Raw genomic sequence first — 18,573 nt, 5'->3', positions numbered from 1 at the left:
TCTTTAAATAATATAAAACCTATGGTGATATCTTATATGAAATATATAAAATTAATTTTACCATGTTTAGCCACTTTCATGATTTTTTGGGGCAACACTAGTAATGCAAATTACTTAGCACCAAAAAAAATCGCTATTAAAGCAGAAAGCGAACATATCGCTTTTGAACAAGCACAATTCAAGCTTGCTAAGCAACTCTTCAGCAAAGTAAGTGCTGAAACTGTTTCTAGTTGCCAAACTATTGCAGACCAAACCCATTGTTTATTCGAAGACAAATCCACTATCTCTTCTATTCCAATTGAAGTGAGCCACCTATCTCTGCACTCACAAACTTGTGGTGATGTTCTTTGTCAATATCAGTTCTCTGTTGATGTGCAAACATGGTATCAGCAACTGACCACTCAACTGAGCACCAGTTTAAAGTCTTTTGACCAACTGGTTAGTGATGACATTCTATCCTGGGATAATTTTCTTCGTATGGAAAAAGCTCGGGATGAATTAGCTCAAAATAAATATCGTGTGATGATTTTATCCTCAATAGCTCCAAACCAAGCGAGTTCTTTATTGCAGGACTACCACCAAAGTGAAGTGCGTATAAACGAACGCATCAGTCAAACGCCCGTTAAGTTCTTAACTGCTGGAGACCTTTTATCTCAACAAGTTGCCAACGCACTCACTCAACAGTTCGTGGTTGATCAAGATAACGGTCTACCGATCTATGTTGAATCACTCTCTAAGCAAGGCCATAGTCACAATCGAGCAGTCTCGCACAAGACAATACGTTTGAAGCTATTGGAACCTCAGGATCTCTCTAGAGTTGTTCAACAAATTGAGTTTAGTGAGCGGGCGATTGCGAACGATGTGATCATCGCAAAAGAGCAAGCAAGCAACACCATTTTGACCAAAATAAACCAACACACCTTCTACGAATTGTTTTTAGGTAGGGAAAAATAATGAAATTAAAGACTGGATTCGTGTTAACCGTGCTAGCAATCGCGGGTTGTGCGTCCCCCTCTACTGAGCAAATCGCCTTTGAAGATCGTCAGCTCACACTCAATGATGTAAAAACACAATGCGAAGAGATGGGAACCGAATTCACGAGCATTCGACGCGGTTTTGACAATATTTCTCGCGCTATGGTTTCACTTCAACACCGTCAATGTCGAGTTGTCGAACAGTTCAATATAACCCAACAAGAGTACGCTGACGTCGCTGGCTTTATTCATAGTAATCGACACCTAAACGGTGAAGAGTTTGATGCAGAAATCGAGCGATTCGATGCTCTACTTCCTAATTCTGATCGGGTTCGCCCCAAGATAGAACGCTACCAGCTCGCTTTACGTCGAATCATGAATGAAAACGAAGAATTAACCGCTGATTTATTGGGTTTTTCTGCGGAAGTAAGTCTTCTGGTTTGGGATGAGCCTTTAGTCCTTTTACCGATTAGCACAAAAGCTGGTACCGCATTTGATGAAATGCGTGAACGCAAATCTTTAATCGAACTTGCCAACGACATGATTCAGTTGGACAAAGCGACCCTTGAGCAAATTCAAGCTTACGATAACCACATCAAACAGAAGGTAAAATCATAATGCGCTTTCAAACCACGGTCGCACTATTTGGCTTAGTCTCAATCGCTGGGTGCCAGTCTACACAGCCTTCACAAACCGTTTCAAAAGCCAACCAAGCGACCTCGAGTTCGAATGTTATCGTTGGTAAATCTGCACATGACTTTTCTGATGATGATATCCAAGTGCCTGCTTACTTTAATACCCAAGGTCTTCAGTTTTGTTCATATGAGGCGGTTGAAACAGACTCACGTTGCCCGCTTGCACGCAAAACGATTCGAGTTCACTTTAATGATATCAATACGCAACTTAATCGTGGTGAGCAACAAAGCTCAGGTAAAGTGTTTGATGAGCTCCACACCAGCATTAATGCCTTCAACGTCGATGGCTTAGTTGCTGCTCTGGAGAACCAATTTGCTGGTGTAAACCGCTTCAGAATCATCACTGCGGATAGTGACGCTGTCAATCAATCACTTGAGCGTATTTTAGCGGAAGAAGGTGCAAGCCAAGTTGCTGAACGCAATAGCCAACGTGCTGCAGTATCTACAGATTACGTGATGAGCATTGATGTAACGAAATCAGCTGACATGATGTTCGGTGCGGAGCAATCACTATTTCACTCATCAATGGACATGAGCACAGGCTTTATTGACCCTTACACTCGAGAGCGTTTGAGCTATCCAAATATTGGTCGAACAACGACATCCAACTTTGATGTTCGCCCTAAAGGTGACTTCGCATCGATTATTGTCAACGGTAATTACTACAGGGGCTTCAACTACACTAGTCCGCAAGATGTCAGTGGTGTAATGGCAGGTATGGCCACTCGCAGCTTCGACGTCATGCTGAGCCGTTTACTAACCGAGATGCCTGCGACTTCGCAAGTTCTAGGTATACGTGGCAATCAGATCTCGTTAGACCGCGGGCAAAATGCGGGTATTTTGCCAAACGAAACAATGGTGATCTTTGAATATTCAGCGGGATTTGTTGAACCCATTGGTGTTGCCTCTGTGACGCCTAGTATGCAAAGCGCACAAGGCAATATGGTCCGTTGGAAAAACGACAACATTGCGAAAAATATCCAAAGTGAAGCGCAAAAGGGTATCTACCAACCGGACCGTAATCGACAGCTATTTGCCGTCAGTGTGGGTGTTCCACAGCAATTCTTGGAAGAACGAAGCACATGGACAAACTAACGTTGACCACACTGGTGAGTAGCCCTGCCATACTACTCATCACTGCGTCATTAGCACATGGACAAGGCATTCACTTTGAGCACCAAGCGCGATCTGGCTCCCTCGTTGAGCAAGGCTGTGCTTGGGGCCGTGGCGCGCAAGCGATTAAAGACGCAAAATCAGACGCGACGACTTCATTGACGCGATTTCTAACTGCACCATCAAATGATCAGCTTTCTTCTGGCGACTTTGATCGACTGCTGGCGACTTTTGATAGTGAAAAACGTCAATCACTTATTAACGCGCTTGAACTGGGTGAGGTTACGCCTGTGTTTTCTGACGCGTTTTTACTCGGGAGTGATACCTGTGTCAAAGCAAGCTTGCACAGTGATGCAGGAACTCAGATTGATAGCAACTCTGTGGTTTGGGGCGAAGAGGAGGCACATTCTGCTCTGGTTATGGGTGACAGTCGCAATGCGGCCAATGTCAGTGGTAATGAAGAGCAGAAAGCACTGATAGATGCGATAACCAAAGGGCTATCAAGTGCCTTTAATTGGCTTGTCTCTGCCGAGCAGATTAACGTCTTGACCGCTAATGATCACCACACAGTGGTTGCTGTTCTACAAAATAACGTAGCGACTCGCATTGTGCTACTAGAAAACTGGCAGCAACTGGACAAGTCGTTGCAATCCGATGGTAGCGTTAAGGCAACGTTTAATCTGTCACTTCGTGAGCCAAACGAGAAACAAAAAAATAGTATTATTCGAGCCTACCTTGAGCAGCCTGCTTTCTATATCGATGCGGACGATAAGAAAGTGGCTGACAAACTGAGCCAAATACTCAGCCTACGCGGTGAGCGAGTGGTGACTGATAGTAAGCAATCGGCGCTAACCCTTAACGTTCAAACAGACTATCCAGAATCAGTCACTGGCCAGCAACTGAGTTTATCAGTCAATATCAATGACCCATCAGGTCAGCAGTTTGGTCATTGGAAAAATGAGCCATCATTGATTGCATTAAATAAGTCTAACAGCTCCAAACAGCAGCTTATCAATACTCACTTTGCGAACGCCAACTCGCTTAACGAAATTGATAAGCAGCTAAATAACGTCTTGTTGAAATTGTTTGAACTTGGTGGCCCACAGCATAAGGTTTTCTTTCAACCAAGTAAGGTAGGAAATGAAGCCCAGCTCGTCAGTCTTATTGGCGTAATCGATGAGGCTAGGGACGTGCGGATCCATCAGGAAAACAACTATGTTGTTTTGACTCTTCGGTACCCTCACACAGCCGCAAAGCTCGCGCAATACTTGGTACCAGCTTTAAGTATTCATCAGCCTAATCGCAACGCTCAAGTTGAGATTGTGCACGACTATCATATTGTTGTGGAGTAACGAATGAAACATGCAAAACTAAGCCTTTGCGCTCTTATGTTGAGCGTTACTTACTCCCCTGCCCCGCTCGCAACACCTGGTATTGACTCACAAGAATTTGAGCAGTGGTATCAAACCCAGCAACAAGAGTTTGAACAATGGTATAAGGAGCAGTTGAGCGCCTTTAATCAGTGGCAAATCGATAACTTCGACTTGCTTGACAACGAGGTGCACCAGCAGCTGAATCAATGGGGTGAAGCCCAATTTGAGTCAGGTAAAACGGTCGTACTATTCGATAGTGACCAAGAGACCAAACTGGTTGTTGATCTCGAAAGTAATCACCTCTCACTTTCTCACTTGTCGAATGACAAAAATGAGCAAGAAGATATGACTCAGCTGCGTGAACGAATGCACGACATGCTAGTAGCGAATCAAGAGCTGCTCAATGATTTGGGAATGGTTGAGCTTCCAGAGATTGATTCATCTAACATCCACTCTCGATCCCCTCAAATTGATGCAGACCAACAAACAGCCTTAGAGGCACAAATCCGTGCTCAAACAGAACGACAGCTGATTGAGATGAGTCGCTATTCCGACGCTCTTTCACAAGTTGAACCTTCAGCACGAATGAGTACATTTACTCAGCAGCAACAAGCCGCTCTGAAAGCAAATGAACAACGGCGACTTGAAGCAGTTCAAGTACAAGCATCACAAGCAAATGTTGAGTTCCAGCGTGTATCAAACCGTGTCTATGATTTTGAAGCATCGTTGCCAACCAACTCGGTTGCAGCTCGTGCAGAACGCTATCAGCCACTCATCCGAGTCGAAAGCCAGAAACAGAATGCCGATGAGGCGCTTCTCATGGCAATTACACATACAGAATCGCATTTCAATCCTAAGGCAAAATCACCAGTTCCTGCTTATGGCTTGATGCAAGTCGTACCACAAACAGCTGGTCATGATGTTAACCGACTGGTTCGTAAAATTGACAAGCCTATGAACCCGAACGAACTCTATGATGTGCGTACCAATATAGAGACTGGGACTGCTTACATTCAGATCCTAGATCGTCGCTATCTACGTCAAGTTACTGACCCCAAGAGCCGCTTATGGTGCGTGATTGCTGCCTATAACACTGGCTCGGGCAATGTCGCTCGTGCCTTTGGTCACCGCACTATGGCAGGTGCTGCACCTGTTATCAACAAGATGACGTCAGAACAAGTTTATCAGCACCTTATTCAGCACTTACCTTACGAAGAAACTCGCAATTATCTTCCAAAAGTGCGCAATAAGATGCGCGGTTACGCTCAACAAAATAATCAAAACGCTATTTAGAGAAACACTATGAAAAAAATTACTTTGTCTATTGCAATGACATTGGCTATCAGTGGCTGTTCATCAACACCAGATTGGGTTTTTACACCTGACAAGAATCAAGAGAGTGGTATTTGGGAATCCGCTTGCGTGGCTGATACAGGCAACTTTACCACTGATCGTAACCATGCTGCTCACCAAGCTCGCGTGAATATCGCACGCTCACTAGAGACTTCTATTGTAGCACTAGAGCAATCTCGTCAAGCGACGGATTCCGCTGACAACACCTATTCATCGGTCTCTGAACAAACCACCTCTGCGCTGTTAAAACACAGCAGACTAAAAGAATCCGCGCTCGTGAATATTAACGACCAAAGCCAATTTTGTGTGCTAATGGAATTGTCTGATGCCCAGCTTGTGGATGTCATCGATGAATTAGCAGACGACGGCCTGATCGATCCAATGGATCGTTCAGCTATGTACGAAGAATTTAAAAAGCAGCAACAGTTAGAACGTCTATCTAGCAAACTTTAATTTAAACGATAAACAATATCTAGGGCACTGCACTGAGCCTTGCCCCATCTGGTAGTACCAAAAATGTACAAACTTATTATTTTGAGCCTTTTACTCGTAAGCACAAAAACACTCGCGTACGAGTTTACGGCACCGTTAGAAAAAAACGCACAAAGCCAAAAGCAGTATGCGGCGTCAACGGGCGCAACAAGCTATCGTCTGGCTAAGCGCAACCCTAGCTGTGAAAAAGACTGTCGTGTCGATCTTGTCTCCAATGACCGCAGAGTTATTTCAGGTAATTTTAATCCGGGCTCTAGCATCTTTGTTAGTGCTTACTACCGTGATATTTCGTGGGCAATTGTACGAGAGCCTTATAAAAATGAAAAAGGCAGAAATCGCCATCGTTATATGCGCGTCAACTCTAAAGGTCAGAAGCAACAACAGAGTGTTCGACAGTGTCGTTACGCTACTGAAGCTGAAATGACGATTACGCACAACGGTATTCTTGTCTGTGCAAAAGATGATGTTGTTCACATGCGAGGACCAGGATACGAGCGCGAGTTTACGCTGCCTGAATCATCCTTTGCTGGCGCGGTTAATAACAACCTTGCTGGTACAACTGCTATCGCGTTTGTCGGTCGTGACAGCTTTAACCTGTATACAACCAATGTCTACAAACTGATGAGCTATGAAGATACGGCATGGGACAAGACGTTAAGCTACTTCCACCCTCGCAGTGACAGCAATCAGGTGTTAACGGTTTACCCTGAAAACCGAAGCCGCACGATAGTGGCTGCTTACGAGTACATTAACGTGCTTAACAAAGGCCTTAACCTTTACTATTTCCAAGATGGTCATGAGCCTAGAGCGGGACATTTTTTCAATAGCGCTGAAGTTAATATCGGTCATGAACCAGAGATTTATGTTGCCGGGCGAGATGTGATCATTAGGGCAAAGAATAGCTCTATCCGAGATCGTCAGTCTTGGAAAATCAGCCTCGATGATCTTCAAAATAACGTTGAGGACCAGTTCTTACGCTATAGCCACCCAGCCAAAATAGATTTGCTAGCAGGTTATGGTTTAACGCACACAGACTGGAGCATTAATCAGCGAATAAAAGACAACAATAAAGAGACAGTAGCAAAGACTTCTTATCGTATGAACGATGAAAACATGGAAACTTACTACTTCCAAGGTCGAATTGGTGAGACACAAATTTCTTTACGCCAGTTGACCAACGAAGGCAAAGATCACAGTAATGGCAACGTATCAAAAGGTACAAAGATGCTCACTGGTGTGGTTGATTTTCATGGTTTCTTTGATGGTGCAAATACGCTTCGCCTCGAATTTGACACTCTAGAATCAGGTGGTGTAGCTCACTACAGTGATGTCGACGGTACTCTGGAACCATTTACGTTTGAAACTGAATATACCAACATTGATATTCTACTGATGGGTGAACGCGGCGGCTACTGGGGCTTCTCTTACAGTGACTACCATGCCCCGAGTGCAGTCGGCTTTTTTGATAGAAATGGACGTATCGCCGGAACTGCATTCGATGAAAACTTCGATATTAAATCTTATATGTTTAAGATTGGCTATAACGAGGCTGCGTACGGTGCACGTTATGAAACCAGCTATTCTCGCTTTTACAATGATATTGGTATTGGTATTGGTCTGAGCAAGTTATCTGTAGACCGTGATGCTTTAGAGGCAGCTACGGGTGATCGACATGCAAAATTAAGTGGTCATAATCGCTTAGCTTTAACAGGTGAGTTAGAGATTGGCTACATTTGGCAAAAACGCTTCCACTCGATGCGCGCTGCAGGCTTCTCATTGCAAGCAGGGTACCGTGCAAAAGCAGATATGCTGATACCAATGTATGGCGATGCCAAGGGAGACGATAATGGTTATGAGTTAGCCTACGAACGCTCTGATATTTGGCATGGGCCATTTGTCCAGTTTAATGCCGTTTGGTAGCTAACGTATTTCGAGTATTAATATTCACAATTACTAATGACTAACTTTTAGTCAGGAATAGAAAGCTCTTCATAAATTTAAGAGCTTTCCTACCCTACTTTAATTTATTTATTACAGGTAGATAATGTCACTTTCTAATTAACTAAGTAGATCTAAGATTTTCATTATCGATATTTATATGAAAATATATTTTTTATAGCTAACCACCATTGACTAATTTAAAAGTAAGCTTGTAATTTAATAATACCTTGTTGGTAGATGTTATATTTCCACAAGGTAGTGGCTAGCTTTATAAAAAGGCTTAAATTCACACCATTACATAATAAGTGATTAACAATGAAAAAAATAACCTTATCCGTTTTAGGTCTCGCTATGATGTATTCTGGCATTGCACACTCTGCACAAAAGTGTGTCGATGACCCACGAATTAACTCCATTGGTGATGTCATCGAGCAGATCCAAGCAGGTCAAGACGTTGAACGTTTGACGCTGACTTCAAAAACATATTTGGATTTAACTCACGACACACGATCTGCACTTTCGTCGCACCTTAATGTCTACAATGACAAGTGTGAAGCAGTACAAATGGTTCAGGGCTCTACACCTCCATATCGTATTGAAGCTGATTTTCAATCTCTGCAACACAATTTCAGACAGGCTTTGATGCGTGGCGATAAAGAAACAGCTGATATTCTGACATATTATTTCCGAGCTAAGCCGATACCTTCTAATCGCTTAACTTCTATGTTTACACCATGGGCTCAGCCTCAAAATGTCTCTGAAAATCTATACACTTGGGGATATTTTGCAAAAGTTGCTAAGGACACAAATAGAAAAAACTGTGAAACAGAACAGGCAGATATCTCACTTATTGATCTATTTGACCATTTTGATGGTCGCGTAAGTGATGATGGATATGTTGTACTTAATGCGGGTAGACGCGGTACTGGTAGCAGTTCTGAATCACTATCAATGTTAAGTTCTAACAATAACCAATATTACTACATTGGTAATGCTCACATGGATAACAGTTGTCCTGCATACAACGTTAATCGAAGTGTGTCATCACTTTCTAACACAGGAGCCAATATTGCATATTCAACACGTTCAGGCTCTAACTACAGAGCTGATGATTTAAAACAAGAATTAGATAAAATTTTACCGCCAACTGATTCTAGTCCATTTTAATTTAACTAAGGCACTAATCAATTAGCTTAGTGCCTTTTCTATCGATTTAAGAACAATTAAATACTTTACAACACATATTATTAGGAATGGAATATAAAAATGGACACTGTAGAAAATACAGAAAGCGTACAAAAAAATAAGATCATGAATCTCTTTGGCACAGCAGCTTATGGCCTGATTGTCATTGGTTCATTCTTACCAGCAATCACCATTAACATGTGGGGAATCTCTGACTCAGTATCAGGGTTAGATTTTTATGGGTTATTCGCCGTATTCTTAATGCTTGCTGGCTCAATTGCTTGTGCAGTAGGTTTGCCAAAGCTTGTTGCAAAAGGCCTTGGTGCGCTTTCTCTAGCCTACTTATATTACCATCTGTTCAAATTATATGGTGAATTAAGAGATATGTATGTTGAGCTAAAACAAATGACACAGTTCATGGGCAACAACAATAGTCCATTTGAACAAATTATCGAAATTGCTGCTAGTTCAGTGAGCATTGGCAGCTTTGTTCTAGTCTTAGGGTTTATTTTGCTTAATGTGTTCATTTTCATGCCGTATAAAATACACCCTCGTTTTGAAGCTCTAGATACTATTTTGATGCATTACTCTTCAAAACTCTCTGAACAAGCTAAAGTAAAATCTCAAGAAATAAAGGTTGCAGCAACGAAAAAAGCAGCTTCTGTTCAAGAAAAATCCAAACAGATAAAACAGGAAGCAAAAGCAAAAAGTAAGGCAACTGAAGACAACAAAACAGATAAGTAACTAGGCCTGATTTCAGATCATAAGTGCAACATTAATGGAAAGGTATAGAAGACGACAACTGCTGAAAGTAGTGCGCTCTTCTCACCAAAGAAACAAGCAGTTGTAGCATGAATTATCAGCAATTCCTGAAATAGCTAAAACAACTCAGTGCCATCGCTCTACGATATATCTGGAAGTTATCATTGCCGACCTTCGCTATCAAATAAGCTATCGTTACAAAGTGAAAGGCTCCGCAAAGGGGCCTTTTTTAATCCGGTTTCAAATCACTGATACCCTCTATTTCCACTCTTCAAAGATCCCTTCTTTTCCTAACACTCAATTTAGTTAGTCCATTAGCCAAGAGGTTAGTAATTTTTTTTGTTTACTTATCTAATTCGCAGGCTATATTAATAAACAAATAGCTTTATAAATAAATGTATTTACTAACATTGGCAAAAGGGAGTTCAAGATGAGTATTGGTAAAGTGGGCATTGTTTTCTTCTCTAAGAATGGAGCAACTAAGCAAGTTGCTGAGACAATCGCTGAAGGCATTAACACTCAACAACCTAACTCAGTACTCCTTGTCGAAGTGCTATCTTCTGATAGTGGTCGAAGGAAGGTATGACAATGATGATAAGCTCAAGTCATTAGACAGCTGTGACGCCATTATCTTTGGCTCCCCGACTTATATGGGTTCACCAGCCGCGCAGTTTAAGAGCTTTATGGATGCAAGTAGTGATAGCTATTGTAAGAAAACATGGCGAAATAAACTCGCAGCAGGCTTTACCACTGGCGGCAGCCTTAACGGTGAGCAGCAACAAACCTTGTTGAGCTTTTTCACTCTGGCCTGTCAGCATGGCATGATTTGGGCTGGGCTTGATATCTCAAAGCACATTGATGACTTAGGTTTGAATCGCACAGGGTCAAGCATTGGTTTGGTCGCCAGTGAAGATGAGACGGCAGATAGCACCAATAGTCACATCAACAGTAACGATCTTCAGACTGCTTTCTATTTTGGTCAGCGCATCGCGAGTCTAGTTAAGAGAACCTAAACTAACTAGTTAGCTGACGGGCTAGCTTCAAAACTCCTAGCTTGATTGATATCTATGATCTCAAGACTAGAGAATGAATGTTGTTTGAGGTAAGTTGAAAAAATCATTCCCAAATTTCATGAATATAACCCAATGCTACTCGAAGGAATCGAAACTCTACTGGTATTGAGTAAAGCAAAGACCATGAGCCGCACAGGCAGTTTGCTTTATATCAGCCAATCAGCGGTCAGCAAACGGATTGCGAATTTAGAAAAGAAGCTAGGTAAAAAGATCATTGAACCAAGTGGCCGACAGATAAAACTCACGCCAGATGCGATAGCATTAATAGAGAGTATTGGCCCGACATTCAATGAACTTCGCGGGCTTATTTATGAACAGCAAGAGTTGGAAGATACTACTCTCATCACCCTAGACAGCTCTAAGTCTCTGATAGCCGGTTATTTAGGTGAGATGATGGGCCAGTTCATCCAGCAAGATAAGTACATCACCATTACCACCAACCACACGCCGAGAATCATAGAGCGAGTGCAATCTGGTAAGGCGACCTTGGGGTTGTGTGCTGGCTTACTGCCACCGCATCATGGGTTGATGACCTTCCATCTATTTGATGAGCCGTTTTACATAGTGAGTAAGTCACCGCTAACGGAGCTTCCTCCACTGGTCATCACTAACGACATGACCAACCCTGCCAATTCTTATCAACTTTCTGTATTAGAGAAGTTTGGTATCAAGCCCTTGATGGAGATGGATGCCTACACCGCAGCGGCGCAACTTGCATTGGGCGGGACTGGGCCAGCGTTAATACCGCTCTCTATCGTAAAAACACTCAATATTGAGCCTCAATATCTGTATAGCTTCACCGAATTAGCAGGCTTGATTCGGCCGATTCATATCTGTGTCAGACCAAATAGTTACCAGTCTCCACGAGTTAAAACACTGATAGAATCCATTGTTGATGCTGTTCCCAAAGCAGTTTAGACGCCATTAGCATCGACATCACGATCACAAGGGGGCGAATCCATTTCTGCCCTTTTGTCACCACCACTTTAGCGCCAAGCTGAGCGCCCATAAATCCACCGACCGCCATCACTAATCCCAACTCCCAAATAGGCAAACCAGCCAAAATAAAGAAAATTAAGGCAGCGATATTCGAGGTAAAGTTAAGTACTTTAGTACGCGCCGTAGCATCGACTAACGAGAAGTGACCAATAGCAACAAAGCAGACGGTGAAGATAGAACCTGTTCCTGGGCCAAAAAAGCCATCATAGAAACCCACGCCGCCACCAATACACAGAGCAAACATGGCCTCAGAGATCTTCTGTTTTCCTTCAGACGCTCTAGTTTGGGGTGCCAACAGGAAATAGAGAGAGATAGCGATAAGCAGCAGTGGGATAACACTGGTCAGTAGGCTCGCATCAATGTGCTGGACTAACTCAGCGCCAATTGCAGAGCCAATAAAGGTACAAAAGATAGCAAGGCGCATCTCTTTGATGCTGACGATACCGTTGCGCACGAAATACCAACTCGCGGAGAAGCTGCCAAATGAGCTTTGGAGTTTGTTGGTTGCCAGTGCCTGCGTGGGTGGAACTCCAGCCGCTAGCAATGCAGGTAGAGTCAGTAACCCACCGCCGCCAGCCATTGCATCAATAAAGCCTGCTGCCGTTGCAACAACAAACAAGATAGCCAATATTTCTAGAGTGATTTCCATATACCCAACGCCTTAAAATCCTGTGTAGCGACAAGTTACCACTCACAGCAGACGAGCAATAACGAAACACAAGATTCTAACCTATTCCAAATATTCATCATTAAGCTACCGCGGAATAACAGACATAAAAAAGCCCACTCCGAGGAGTGGGCTTTGAGCATTTATATCCGCATATCAGCGATACACTTTAGGCGATTAAGCTTGAGAAGCTTTAACCTGAGCGTGTAGCTCTTGAACTGAAGTTACTGACGTTTTCGCGTCTGCAGTGTGCGCCATACAAGTCGCGAATGCAGCGTTTAGCGTAGTCGTGTAGTTAACTTTCTCAGCAAGTGCACCACGACGAAGAACTTTAGAATCTTCAATCGCTTGACGGCCAGCTGCAGTGTTCACGATGTACGTGTACTCGTTGTTCTTGATACGGTCAAGAATGTGAGGACGACCTTCGTGTACCTTGTTTACTAGACGTGGGTTGATGCCCGCTTCGCCAAGGATAACCGCAGTACCGTGAGTTGCGTCTAGCTGGTAACCAAGCTTAGATAGCTTAGATGCTAGGTCAACAACACGCTCTTTGTCGCCTTCGCGAACAGAAAGAAGTGCACGACCGCCTTCTGGGTAGATGTTACCACAACCCAATTCAGCTTTAGAGTATGCTTCTGCGAACGTCGCACCAACACCCATAACTTCACCAGTAGAGCGCATTTCTGGGCCTAACAGTGGGTCAACACCAGGGAACTTGTTGAATGGAAGTACAACTTCTTTCACTGAGTAGTAAGGTGGGATGATTTCTTTCGTAAAGCCTTGAGACTCTAGAGATTGACCCGCCATTACACGAGCGGCAATCTTAGCGATTGGCGCACCAGTTGCTTTAGATACGAATGGAACCGTACGTGCTGCACGAGGGTTAACCTCGATTAGGTACACTTCATTGTTCTTAACAGCAAACTGCGTGTTCATCAGACCACGAACACCCAACTCGAACGCTAGCTTTTCAACTTGCTCGCGCATTACGTCTTGGATTTCTTGGCTTAGCGTGTATGCAGGAAGAGAACATGCTGAGTCACCAGAGTGAACACCCGCTTGCTCGATGTGCTCCATAATACCGCCGATTACAACGCGCTCACCGTCACAAATCGCATCTACGTCTACTTCAACAGCGTCATCTAGGAAGCTATCAAGTAGTACTGGAGATTCGTTTGATACGCTAACTGCTTCGTTGAAGTAGCGACGTAGGTCTTGCTCGTCGTATACGATTTCCATCGCACGACCACCAAGTACGTAAGAAGGACGTACAACAAGTGGGAAGCCGATTTCACGAGACTTCTCTACCGCTTGCTCCATTGTTGTTACTGTCGCGTTTTCTGGTTGAAGTAGGCCTAGACGGTCTACAGCAACTTGGAAACGCTCACGGTCTTCTGCACGGTCGATTGCGTCTGGGCTAGTACCGATGATTGGTACGCCAGCAGCTTCAAGAGCACGTGCCAGTTTAAGTGGCGTTTGACCACCGTACTGAACGATAACGCCTTTTGGCTTCTCAACACGAGCGATTGCTAGTACGTCTTCCAGAGTTACTGGTTCGAAGTACAGACGGTCAGACGTATCGTAGTCTGTAGAAACTGTCTCAGGGTTACAGTTAACCATGATAGTTTCGTAGCCATCTTCACGTAGCGCTAGTGATGCGTGTACACAACAGTAGTCAAATTCAATGCCTTGGCCGATACGGTTTGGACCGCCGCCTAGAATCATGATTTTTTCTTTGTCTGTTGGGTTTGCTTCACACTCGTCATCGTAAGATGAGTACATGTAAGCCGTATCTGAAGAGAACTCAGCTGCACACGTATCTACACGCTTGTATACCGGGTGGATATCGTATTGGTCACGTAGACGACGGATTTCGCTTTCCGCTACACCTAGAATCTTAGATAGGCGCGCATCAGCAAAACCTTTACGCTTAAGCTTGTTTAGCTCGTCTTTATTTAGACCAGCAAAGCCTTTCGCTTTAAGTTCTTGCTCTAGCTTAACGATGTCTTCGATTTGAACTAGGAACCAACGGTCGATTTGCGTTAGGTTGAATACACCATCTACCGACATACCAGCACGGAATGCGTCAGCGATGTACCAAATACGCTCTGCGCCAGCTTCTTTAAGTTCGTGACGGATAGTCGTTAGAGCATCTGGTGCGTCTAGGTCTACCATTTCGTCAAAACCAGTCGCGCCAACTTCTAGGCCGCGAAGTGCTTTTTGTAGAGATTCTTGTTGGTTACGGCCGATGGCCATAACTTCACCAACCGACTTCATTTGCGTCGTTAGGCGGTCGTTAGCACCTGCAAACTTCTCGAAGTTAAAACGAGGAATCTTAGTTACTACGTAGTCGATTGTTGGTTCGAATGATGCTGGAGTTGCGCCGCCAGTGATGTCATTCATTAGCTCGTCTAGCGTGAAACCAACAGCCAGTTTCGCTGCAATCTTAGCGATTGGGAAACCTGTTGCTTTAGATGCTAGTGCAGAAGAGCGAGATACACGTGGGTTCATCTCGATGATAACCATACGGCCATCTTTCGGGTTGATACCAAACTGTACGTTTGAACCACCTGTTTCAACACCAATCTCGCGCAGTACTGCTAGAGATGCGTTACGCATTAGTTGGTATTCTTTGTCTGTCAGCGTTTGAGCTGGAGCCACGGTGATTGAGTCACCAGTGTGAATACCCATAGGGTCGAAGTTTTCAATCGCACATACGATGATGCAGTTGTCGTTTTTGTCACGAACCACTTCCATCTCGTACTCTTTCCAACCGATAAGTGATTCATCGATAAGAAGTTCGTTAGTTGGAGATAAATCCAAACCACGACGACAGATTTCTTCAAATTCTTCTTTGTTGTAAGCGATACCGCCACCAGTACCACCCATCGTGAACGATGGACGAATGATACAAGGGAAGCCAACCATGTCTAAAACTTTGTAAGCTTCTTCCATCGTTTTCGCTGTATCAGCAGTTGGACACTCAAGGCCAATTGCTTTCATTGCTTTATCGAAGCGTGAACGGTCTTCTGCTTTATCGATAGCGTCAGCCGTTGCACCAATCATTTCAACACCGAACTCTTCAAGAACGCCGTGCTTTTCTAGGTCTAGAGCACAGTTCAATGCAGTTTGGCCACCCATAGTAGGTAGAACTGCATCAGGCTTCTCTTTAGCGATGATGTTACGCACAACTTCCCATTGGATAGGCTCGATGTAAGTTGCATCTGCCATGTCTGGGTCAGTCATGATTGTCGCTGGGTTCGAGTTTACAAGAATAACTCGGTAACCTTCTTCGCGAAGCGCTTTACAAGCTTGAGCACCAGAGTAATCGAACTCACATGCTTGGCCGATAACGATCGGGCCAGCACCTAGAATAAGAATACTTTTAATGTCAGTACGTTTTGGCATTGTCTACTACTCCGAATTACGCTGTGTGCTGTTTGATTAGTTCAATAAAGTGGTCGAATAACGGCGCTGCGTCTTCTGGACCTGGGCTTGCTTCAGGGTGACCTTGGAAGCTGAATGCTGGTTTGTCTGTACGGTGAATACCTTGTAGAGAACCATCAAATAGTGATTTGTGCGTTGCACGTAGTGTCTCTGGAAGGGTTTCTTCGTCAGCAGCAAAGCCGTGGTTTTGCGAAGTAATCATCACAACATCACGATCTAAATCTTTAACCGGGTGGTTTGCGCCGTGGTGACCAAACTTCATCTTCACTGTCTTAGCGCCTGACGCAAGAGCAAGAATCTGGTGACCTAGACAGATACCGAAGATTGGTAAGCCTTTTTCTAGGAACACTTTTGTCGCTTCAATTGCGTAAGTACATGGTTCTGGGTCACCAGGGCCATTTGAAAGGAAAACACCGTCTGGGTTCAGAGCAAGTACTTCTTCAGCTGAAGTCTCAGCAGGAACAACCGTTAGGCGGCAGCCGCGGTCAACAAGCATTCGTAGGATGTTTCGTTTTGCACCGAAGTCATAAGCAACAACGTGGTATGGCAATTCTGAGTCTGCTTTCGCTTCAGGAAGTCCACCCGTAAGCGTCCACGAACCTTGTTTCCATTGATACGCTTCTTTTGTTGTAACTTCTTTCGCAAGGTCCATACCTTTCAGGCCAGGGAATTCTTTTGCTTTAGCTAGAGCCAAAGCTTCGTCTAGGTTTCCGTCGTTTACTGAAGAGCCAGCTACAATACAACCGTTCTGTGCGCCTTTTTCACGAAGAATACGCGTCAACTTACGAGTATCAATATCAGCGATACCAACAACGTTTTGCGACTTAAGGTAATCAGAAAGGGATTGTTCATTACGGAAGTTAGAAGCGATTAGAGGGAGATCGCGAATCACAAGGCCTTGAGCGTGGATTGAAGAAGATTCTTCGTCTTCGGAATTGGTTCCGGTATTGCCAATGTGAGGGTAAGTAAGGGTAACGATTTGTTGAGAATAGGAAGGATCAGTGAGGATTTCTTGGTACCCCGTCATCGAGGTATTAAAAACGACTTCACCAACTGCAGAACCTACAGCGCCAATGGCTTCACCGTGAAATACTGTCCCATCTTCTAGGACGAGTAGTGCTGACTTCTTCAAGACAACCTCCAGAAATAAAAATGCATTAAAATTGATTTAATTTGCAAATCTACCTTCCTGCAACACCAAAAACTGCGTGTTTATGGAAATTAGACAAATTGGCGGTATTTTAGTGATCTGCGTGATACGTGTCAACATTTAACTCAAAAGAAATTAAACATTTGTAAGGACTAATTCAATTTACCCCCTCAAAGCTCCAAAAGTTCAACTTTCATGCGCATTTAGCTCGAATATTACGATTTTCTAATTTTCACTCCTCATTTTAGCCAACCATAGAGTGATAAAAATATCAGCAACAAAACGCAATCGATAAATACCAAGAGAAAACATGACAATTTAAAGATCTAAAACAAAAAACATACTAAAGACCACATAAACAGCATAGAAATGGAGTCAAAAAGGCGATAAGAAGAAAGTAGAAGGAAGATCGGAGAAGTGAGATTACTAAGGAAAAGGCACCAAATAAAAAAAGCGCCGGCAATTGCCAGCGCATAAATATCTATTTATAGGTCATTCAAACCAAGCACATCCGTCATGGTATAAAAGCCTGCTGGTTTATCATTTAACCAAACCGCGGCCTTGATTGCGCCATTAGCAAAGGTCATTCGATCAGTGGCTTTATGGGTAATTTCCACTCGTTCACCGATATCAGCAAACATAGCGGTGTGTTCACCAATAATGTCACCGGCACGAATCGTCGCGAAACCAATCTCATCTTTAGTGCGCTCGCCAGTAATACCCTCGCGTGACCATACGGCTACATCGTTCAGCTCGTTGCCCATAGCACCCGCAATAGCTTCGCCCATACCAATCGCAGTACCTGACGGTGCATCGACTTTATGACGGTGATGAGCCTCAACGATCTCGACATCACAGTAATCGCCCATCACTTTAGCGGCCTTCTCTAGCAGCTTAAAGACCAGGTTCACACCAACGCTGTAGTTAGGTGCCATTACGATAGCCATCTCTTTTGAAGCAGCATCAATCACCTGCTTCTCTTCTTCAGAGAAGCCCGTTGTACCGATGATCAGTTTTTTACCGTGACGTTTACAAAGTTCAATATTCGCTAATGTGCTAACAGGGGCAGTAAAATCGACAATCACATCAAACTCTTCGATGGCTTTAGACAAATCATCGACTAAAGCAACATCAAAACGACCTTCACCGCATAACTCGCCGACATCTACGCCGACCAAAGATGACTCTGGACGCTCTGAACCAGCTCCAACACTTGCTTCTGAATTATGATGAGCGGCTTTCACCAAGTTGCGGCCCATGCGGCCCGCTGCTCCTGCAATTGCAATTCTTACCACTGCGAATATCTCCATTGTTTTGGTTACCGTTGCCACTTATCTCTTGCAGCAACG

14 protein-coding genes and 1 pseudogene are annotated in these 18,573 nt (G+C 43.8%); 11 read left to right on the top strand and 4 right to left on the bottom strand.

All coding sequences use genetic code 11. The features are described from left to right. From AB4133_RS20560 to AB4133_RS20510, 11 genes and pseudogenes are all read left to right on the top strand, one after another. Positions 1-954, top strand: a 954-nt coding sequence (locus AB4133_RS20560) for a hypothetical protein (protein WP_372225591.1), incomplete at its 5' end; no start/stop codon positions are given. After that, positions 954-1,592, top strand: coding sequence for a hypothetical protein (locus tag AB4133_RS20555; protein ID WP_372117803.1), 639 nt, complete (start codon positions 954-956; stop codon positions 1,590-1,592). The genes AB4133_RS20560 and AB4133_RS20555, both read left to right, overlap by 1 nt. Beyond that, positions 1,592-2,764: a hypothetical protein gene (locus AB4133_RS20550; protein WP_372225588.1), complete on the top strand. Its 1,173-nt coding sequence runs from the start codon at positions 1,592-1,594 to the stop codon at positions 2,762-2,764. Before AB4133_RS20555 ends, AB4133_RS20550 begins: the two co-directional genes overlap by 1 nt. Continuing rightward, positions 2,752-4,134, top strand: coding sequence for a hypothetical protein (locus AB4133_RS20545; RefSeq protein WP_372225585.1), 1,383 nt, complete (start codon positions 2,752-2,754; stop codon positions 4,132-4,134). The genes AB4133_RS20550 and AB4133_RS20545 overlap by 13 nt, the downstream gene beginning before the upstream one ends. A gap of 3 nt (positions 4,135-4,137) precedes the next feature. After that, positions 4,138-5,448, top strand: a complete 1,311-nt coding sequence (locus AB4133_RS20540) for a transglycosylase SLT domain-containing protein (RefSeq protein WP_372225582.1) — start codon at positions 4,138-4,140, stop codon at positions 5,446-5,448. Positions 5,449-5,457: 9 nt separating this feature from the next. Then, positions 5,458-5,961 (top strand): hypothetical protein, encoded by a 504-nt coding sequence (locus tag AB4133_RS20535; protein WP_136978395.1) that lies wholly within the window; start codon positions 5,458-5,460, stop codon positions 5,959-5,961. A 63-nt stretch (positions 5,962-6,024) separates the two neighbouring features. Further along, a complete protein-coding gene (locus AB4133_RS20530; RefSeq protein ID WP_372225579.1) occupies positions 6,025-7,920 on the top strand; it encodes a hypothetical protein in 1,896 nt (631 codons plus the stop codon). Positions 7,921-8,256: 336 nt separating this feature from the next. Continuing rightward, complete coding sequence (locus AB4133_RS20525) at positions 8,257-9,108, top strand: hypothetical protein (protein ID WP_372225577.1); 852 nt, start codon at positions 8,257-8,259, stop codon at positions 9,106-9,108. Between the two features lie 99 nt (positions 9,109-9,207). Then, positions 9,208-9,870 carry a hypothetical protein gene (locus AB4133_RS20520; RefSeq protein WP_372225575.1) on the top strand — a complete coding sequence of 221 codons (663 nt, stop codon included), beginning with the start codon at positions 9,208-9,210 and terminating at the stop codon, positions 9,868-9,870. A 448-nt stretch (positions 9,871-10,318) separates the two neighbouring features. After that, positions 10,319-10,901, top strand: a pseudogene (locus AB4133_RS20515) (flavodoxin family protein). Positions 10,902-11,033: 132 nt separating this feature from the next. Next, entirely contained in the window at positions 11,034-11,879 is an 846-nt protein-coding gene (locus tag AB4133_RS20510) for a LysR family transcriptional regulator (protein ID WP_372225574.1), read from the top strand. Here AB4133_RS20510 and AB4133_RS20505 read toward each other — a convergent pair. The 4 genes from AB4133_RS20505 to dapB form a co-directional block, all read right to left on the bottom strand. Further along, positions 11,830-12,609 carry a TSUP family transporter gene (locus tag AB4133_RS20505; protein ID WP_012603222.1) on the bottom strand — a complete coding sequence of 260 codons (780 nt, stop codon included), beginning with the start codon at positions 12,607-12,609 and terminating at the stop codon, positions 11,830-11,832. The genes AB4133_RS20510 and AB4133_RS20505 overlap by 50 nt on opposite strands. A gap of 195 nt (positions 12,610-12,804) precedes the next feature. Further along, the gene (gene carB, locus AB4133_RS20500; protein ID WP_017059294.1) at positions 12,805-16,035 is read right to left on the bottom strand and encodes a carbamoyl-phosphate synthase large subunit; all 3,231 of its coding nucleotides are present in this window, start codon (positions 16,033-16,035) and stop codon (positions 12,805-12,807) included. Between the two features lie 16 nt (positions 16,036-16,051). Continuing rightward, on the bottom strand, positions 16,052-17,206 hold the full coding sequence (carA, locus tag AB4133_RS20495) for a glutamine-hydrolyzing carbamoyl-phosphate synthase small subunit (protein WP_010434758.1): 1,155 nt from the start codon (positions 17,204-17,206) through the stop codon (positions 16,052-16,054). 503 nt (positions 17,207-17,709) lie between these two features. After that, a complete protein-coding gene (gene dapB / locus AB4133_RS20490; protein WP_020628676.1) occupies positions 17,710-18,534 on the bottom strand; it encodes a 4-hydroxy-tetrahydrodipicolinate reductase in 825 nt (274 codons plus the stop codon). Between the last annotated feature and the right edge of the window lie 39 nt (positions 18,535-18,573).

The organism is Vibrio sp. 10N.286.52.F8, from assembly GCF_041468745.1.
GTDB classification, from domain to species: domain Bacteria; phylum Pseudomonadota; class Gammaproteobacteria; order Enterobacterales; family Vibrionaceae; genus Vibrio; species Vibrio crassostreae_C.
The sequence above is the reverse complement of the archived record's forward strand: the minus strand, read 5'-3'. Positions and strand labels throughout refer to the sequence as shown.

Coding starts and splice junctions, on each gene's coding strand:
- AB4133_RS20555 (WP_372117803.1), top strand. CDS start 954: ATGAAATTAAAGACTGGATTCGTGTTAACCGTGCTAGCAATCGCGGGT.
- AB4133_RS20550 (WP_372225588.1), top strand. CDS start 1,592: ATGCGCTTTCAAACCACGGTCGCACTATTTGGCTTAGTCTCAATCGCT.
- AB4133_RS20545 (WP_372225585.1), top strand. CDS start 2,752: ATGGACAAACTAACGTTGACCACACTGGTGAGTAGCCCTGCCATACTA.
- AB4133_RS20540 (WP_372225582.1), top strand. CDS start 4,138: ATGAAACATGCAAAACTAAGCCTTTGCGCTCTTATGTTGAGCGTTACT.
- AB4133_RS20535 (WP_136978395.1), top strand. CDS start 5,458: ATGAAAAAAATTACTTTGTCTATTGCAATGACATTGGCTATCAGTGGC.
- AB4133_RS20530 (WP_372225579.1), top strand. CDS start 6,025: ATGTACAAACTTATTATTTTGAGCCTTTTACTCGTAAGCACAAAAACA.
- AB4133_RS20525 (WP_372225577.1), top strand. CDS start 8,257: ATGAAAAAAATAACCTTATCCGTTTTAGGTCTCGCTATGATGTATTCT.
- AB4133_RS20520 (WP_372225575.1), top strand. CDS start 9,208: ATGGACACTGTAGAAAATACAGAAAGCGTACAAAAAAATAAGATCATG.
- AB4133_RS20510 (WP_372225574.1), top strand. CDS start 11,034: ATGCTACTCGAAGGAATCGAAACTCTACTGGTATTGAGTAAAGCAAAG.
- AB4133_RS20505 (WP_012603222.1), bottom strand. CDS start 12,609: ATGGAAATCACTCTAGAAATATTGGCTATCTTGTTTGTTGTTGCAACG.
- carB (WP_017059294.1), bottom strand. CDS start 16,035: ATGCCAAAACGTACTGACATTAAAAGTATTCTTATTCTAGGTGCTGGC.
- dapB (WP_020628676.1), bottom strand. CDS start 18,534: ATGGAGATATTCGCAGTGGTAAGAATTGCAATTGCAGGAGCAGCGGGC.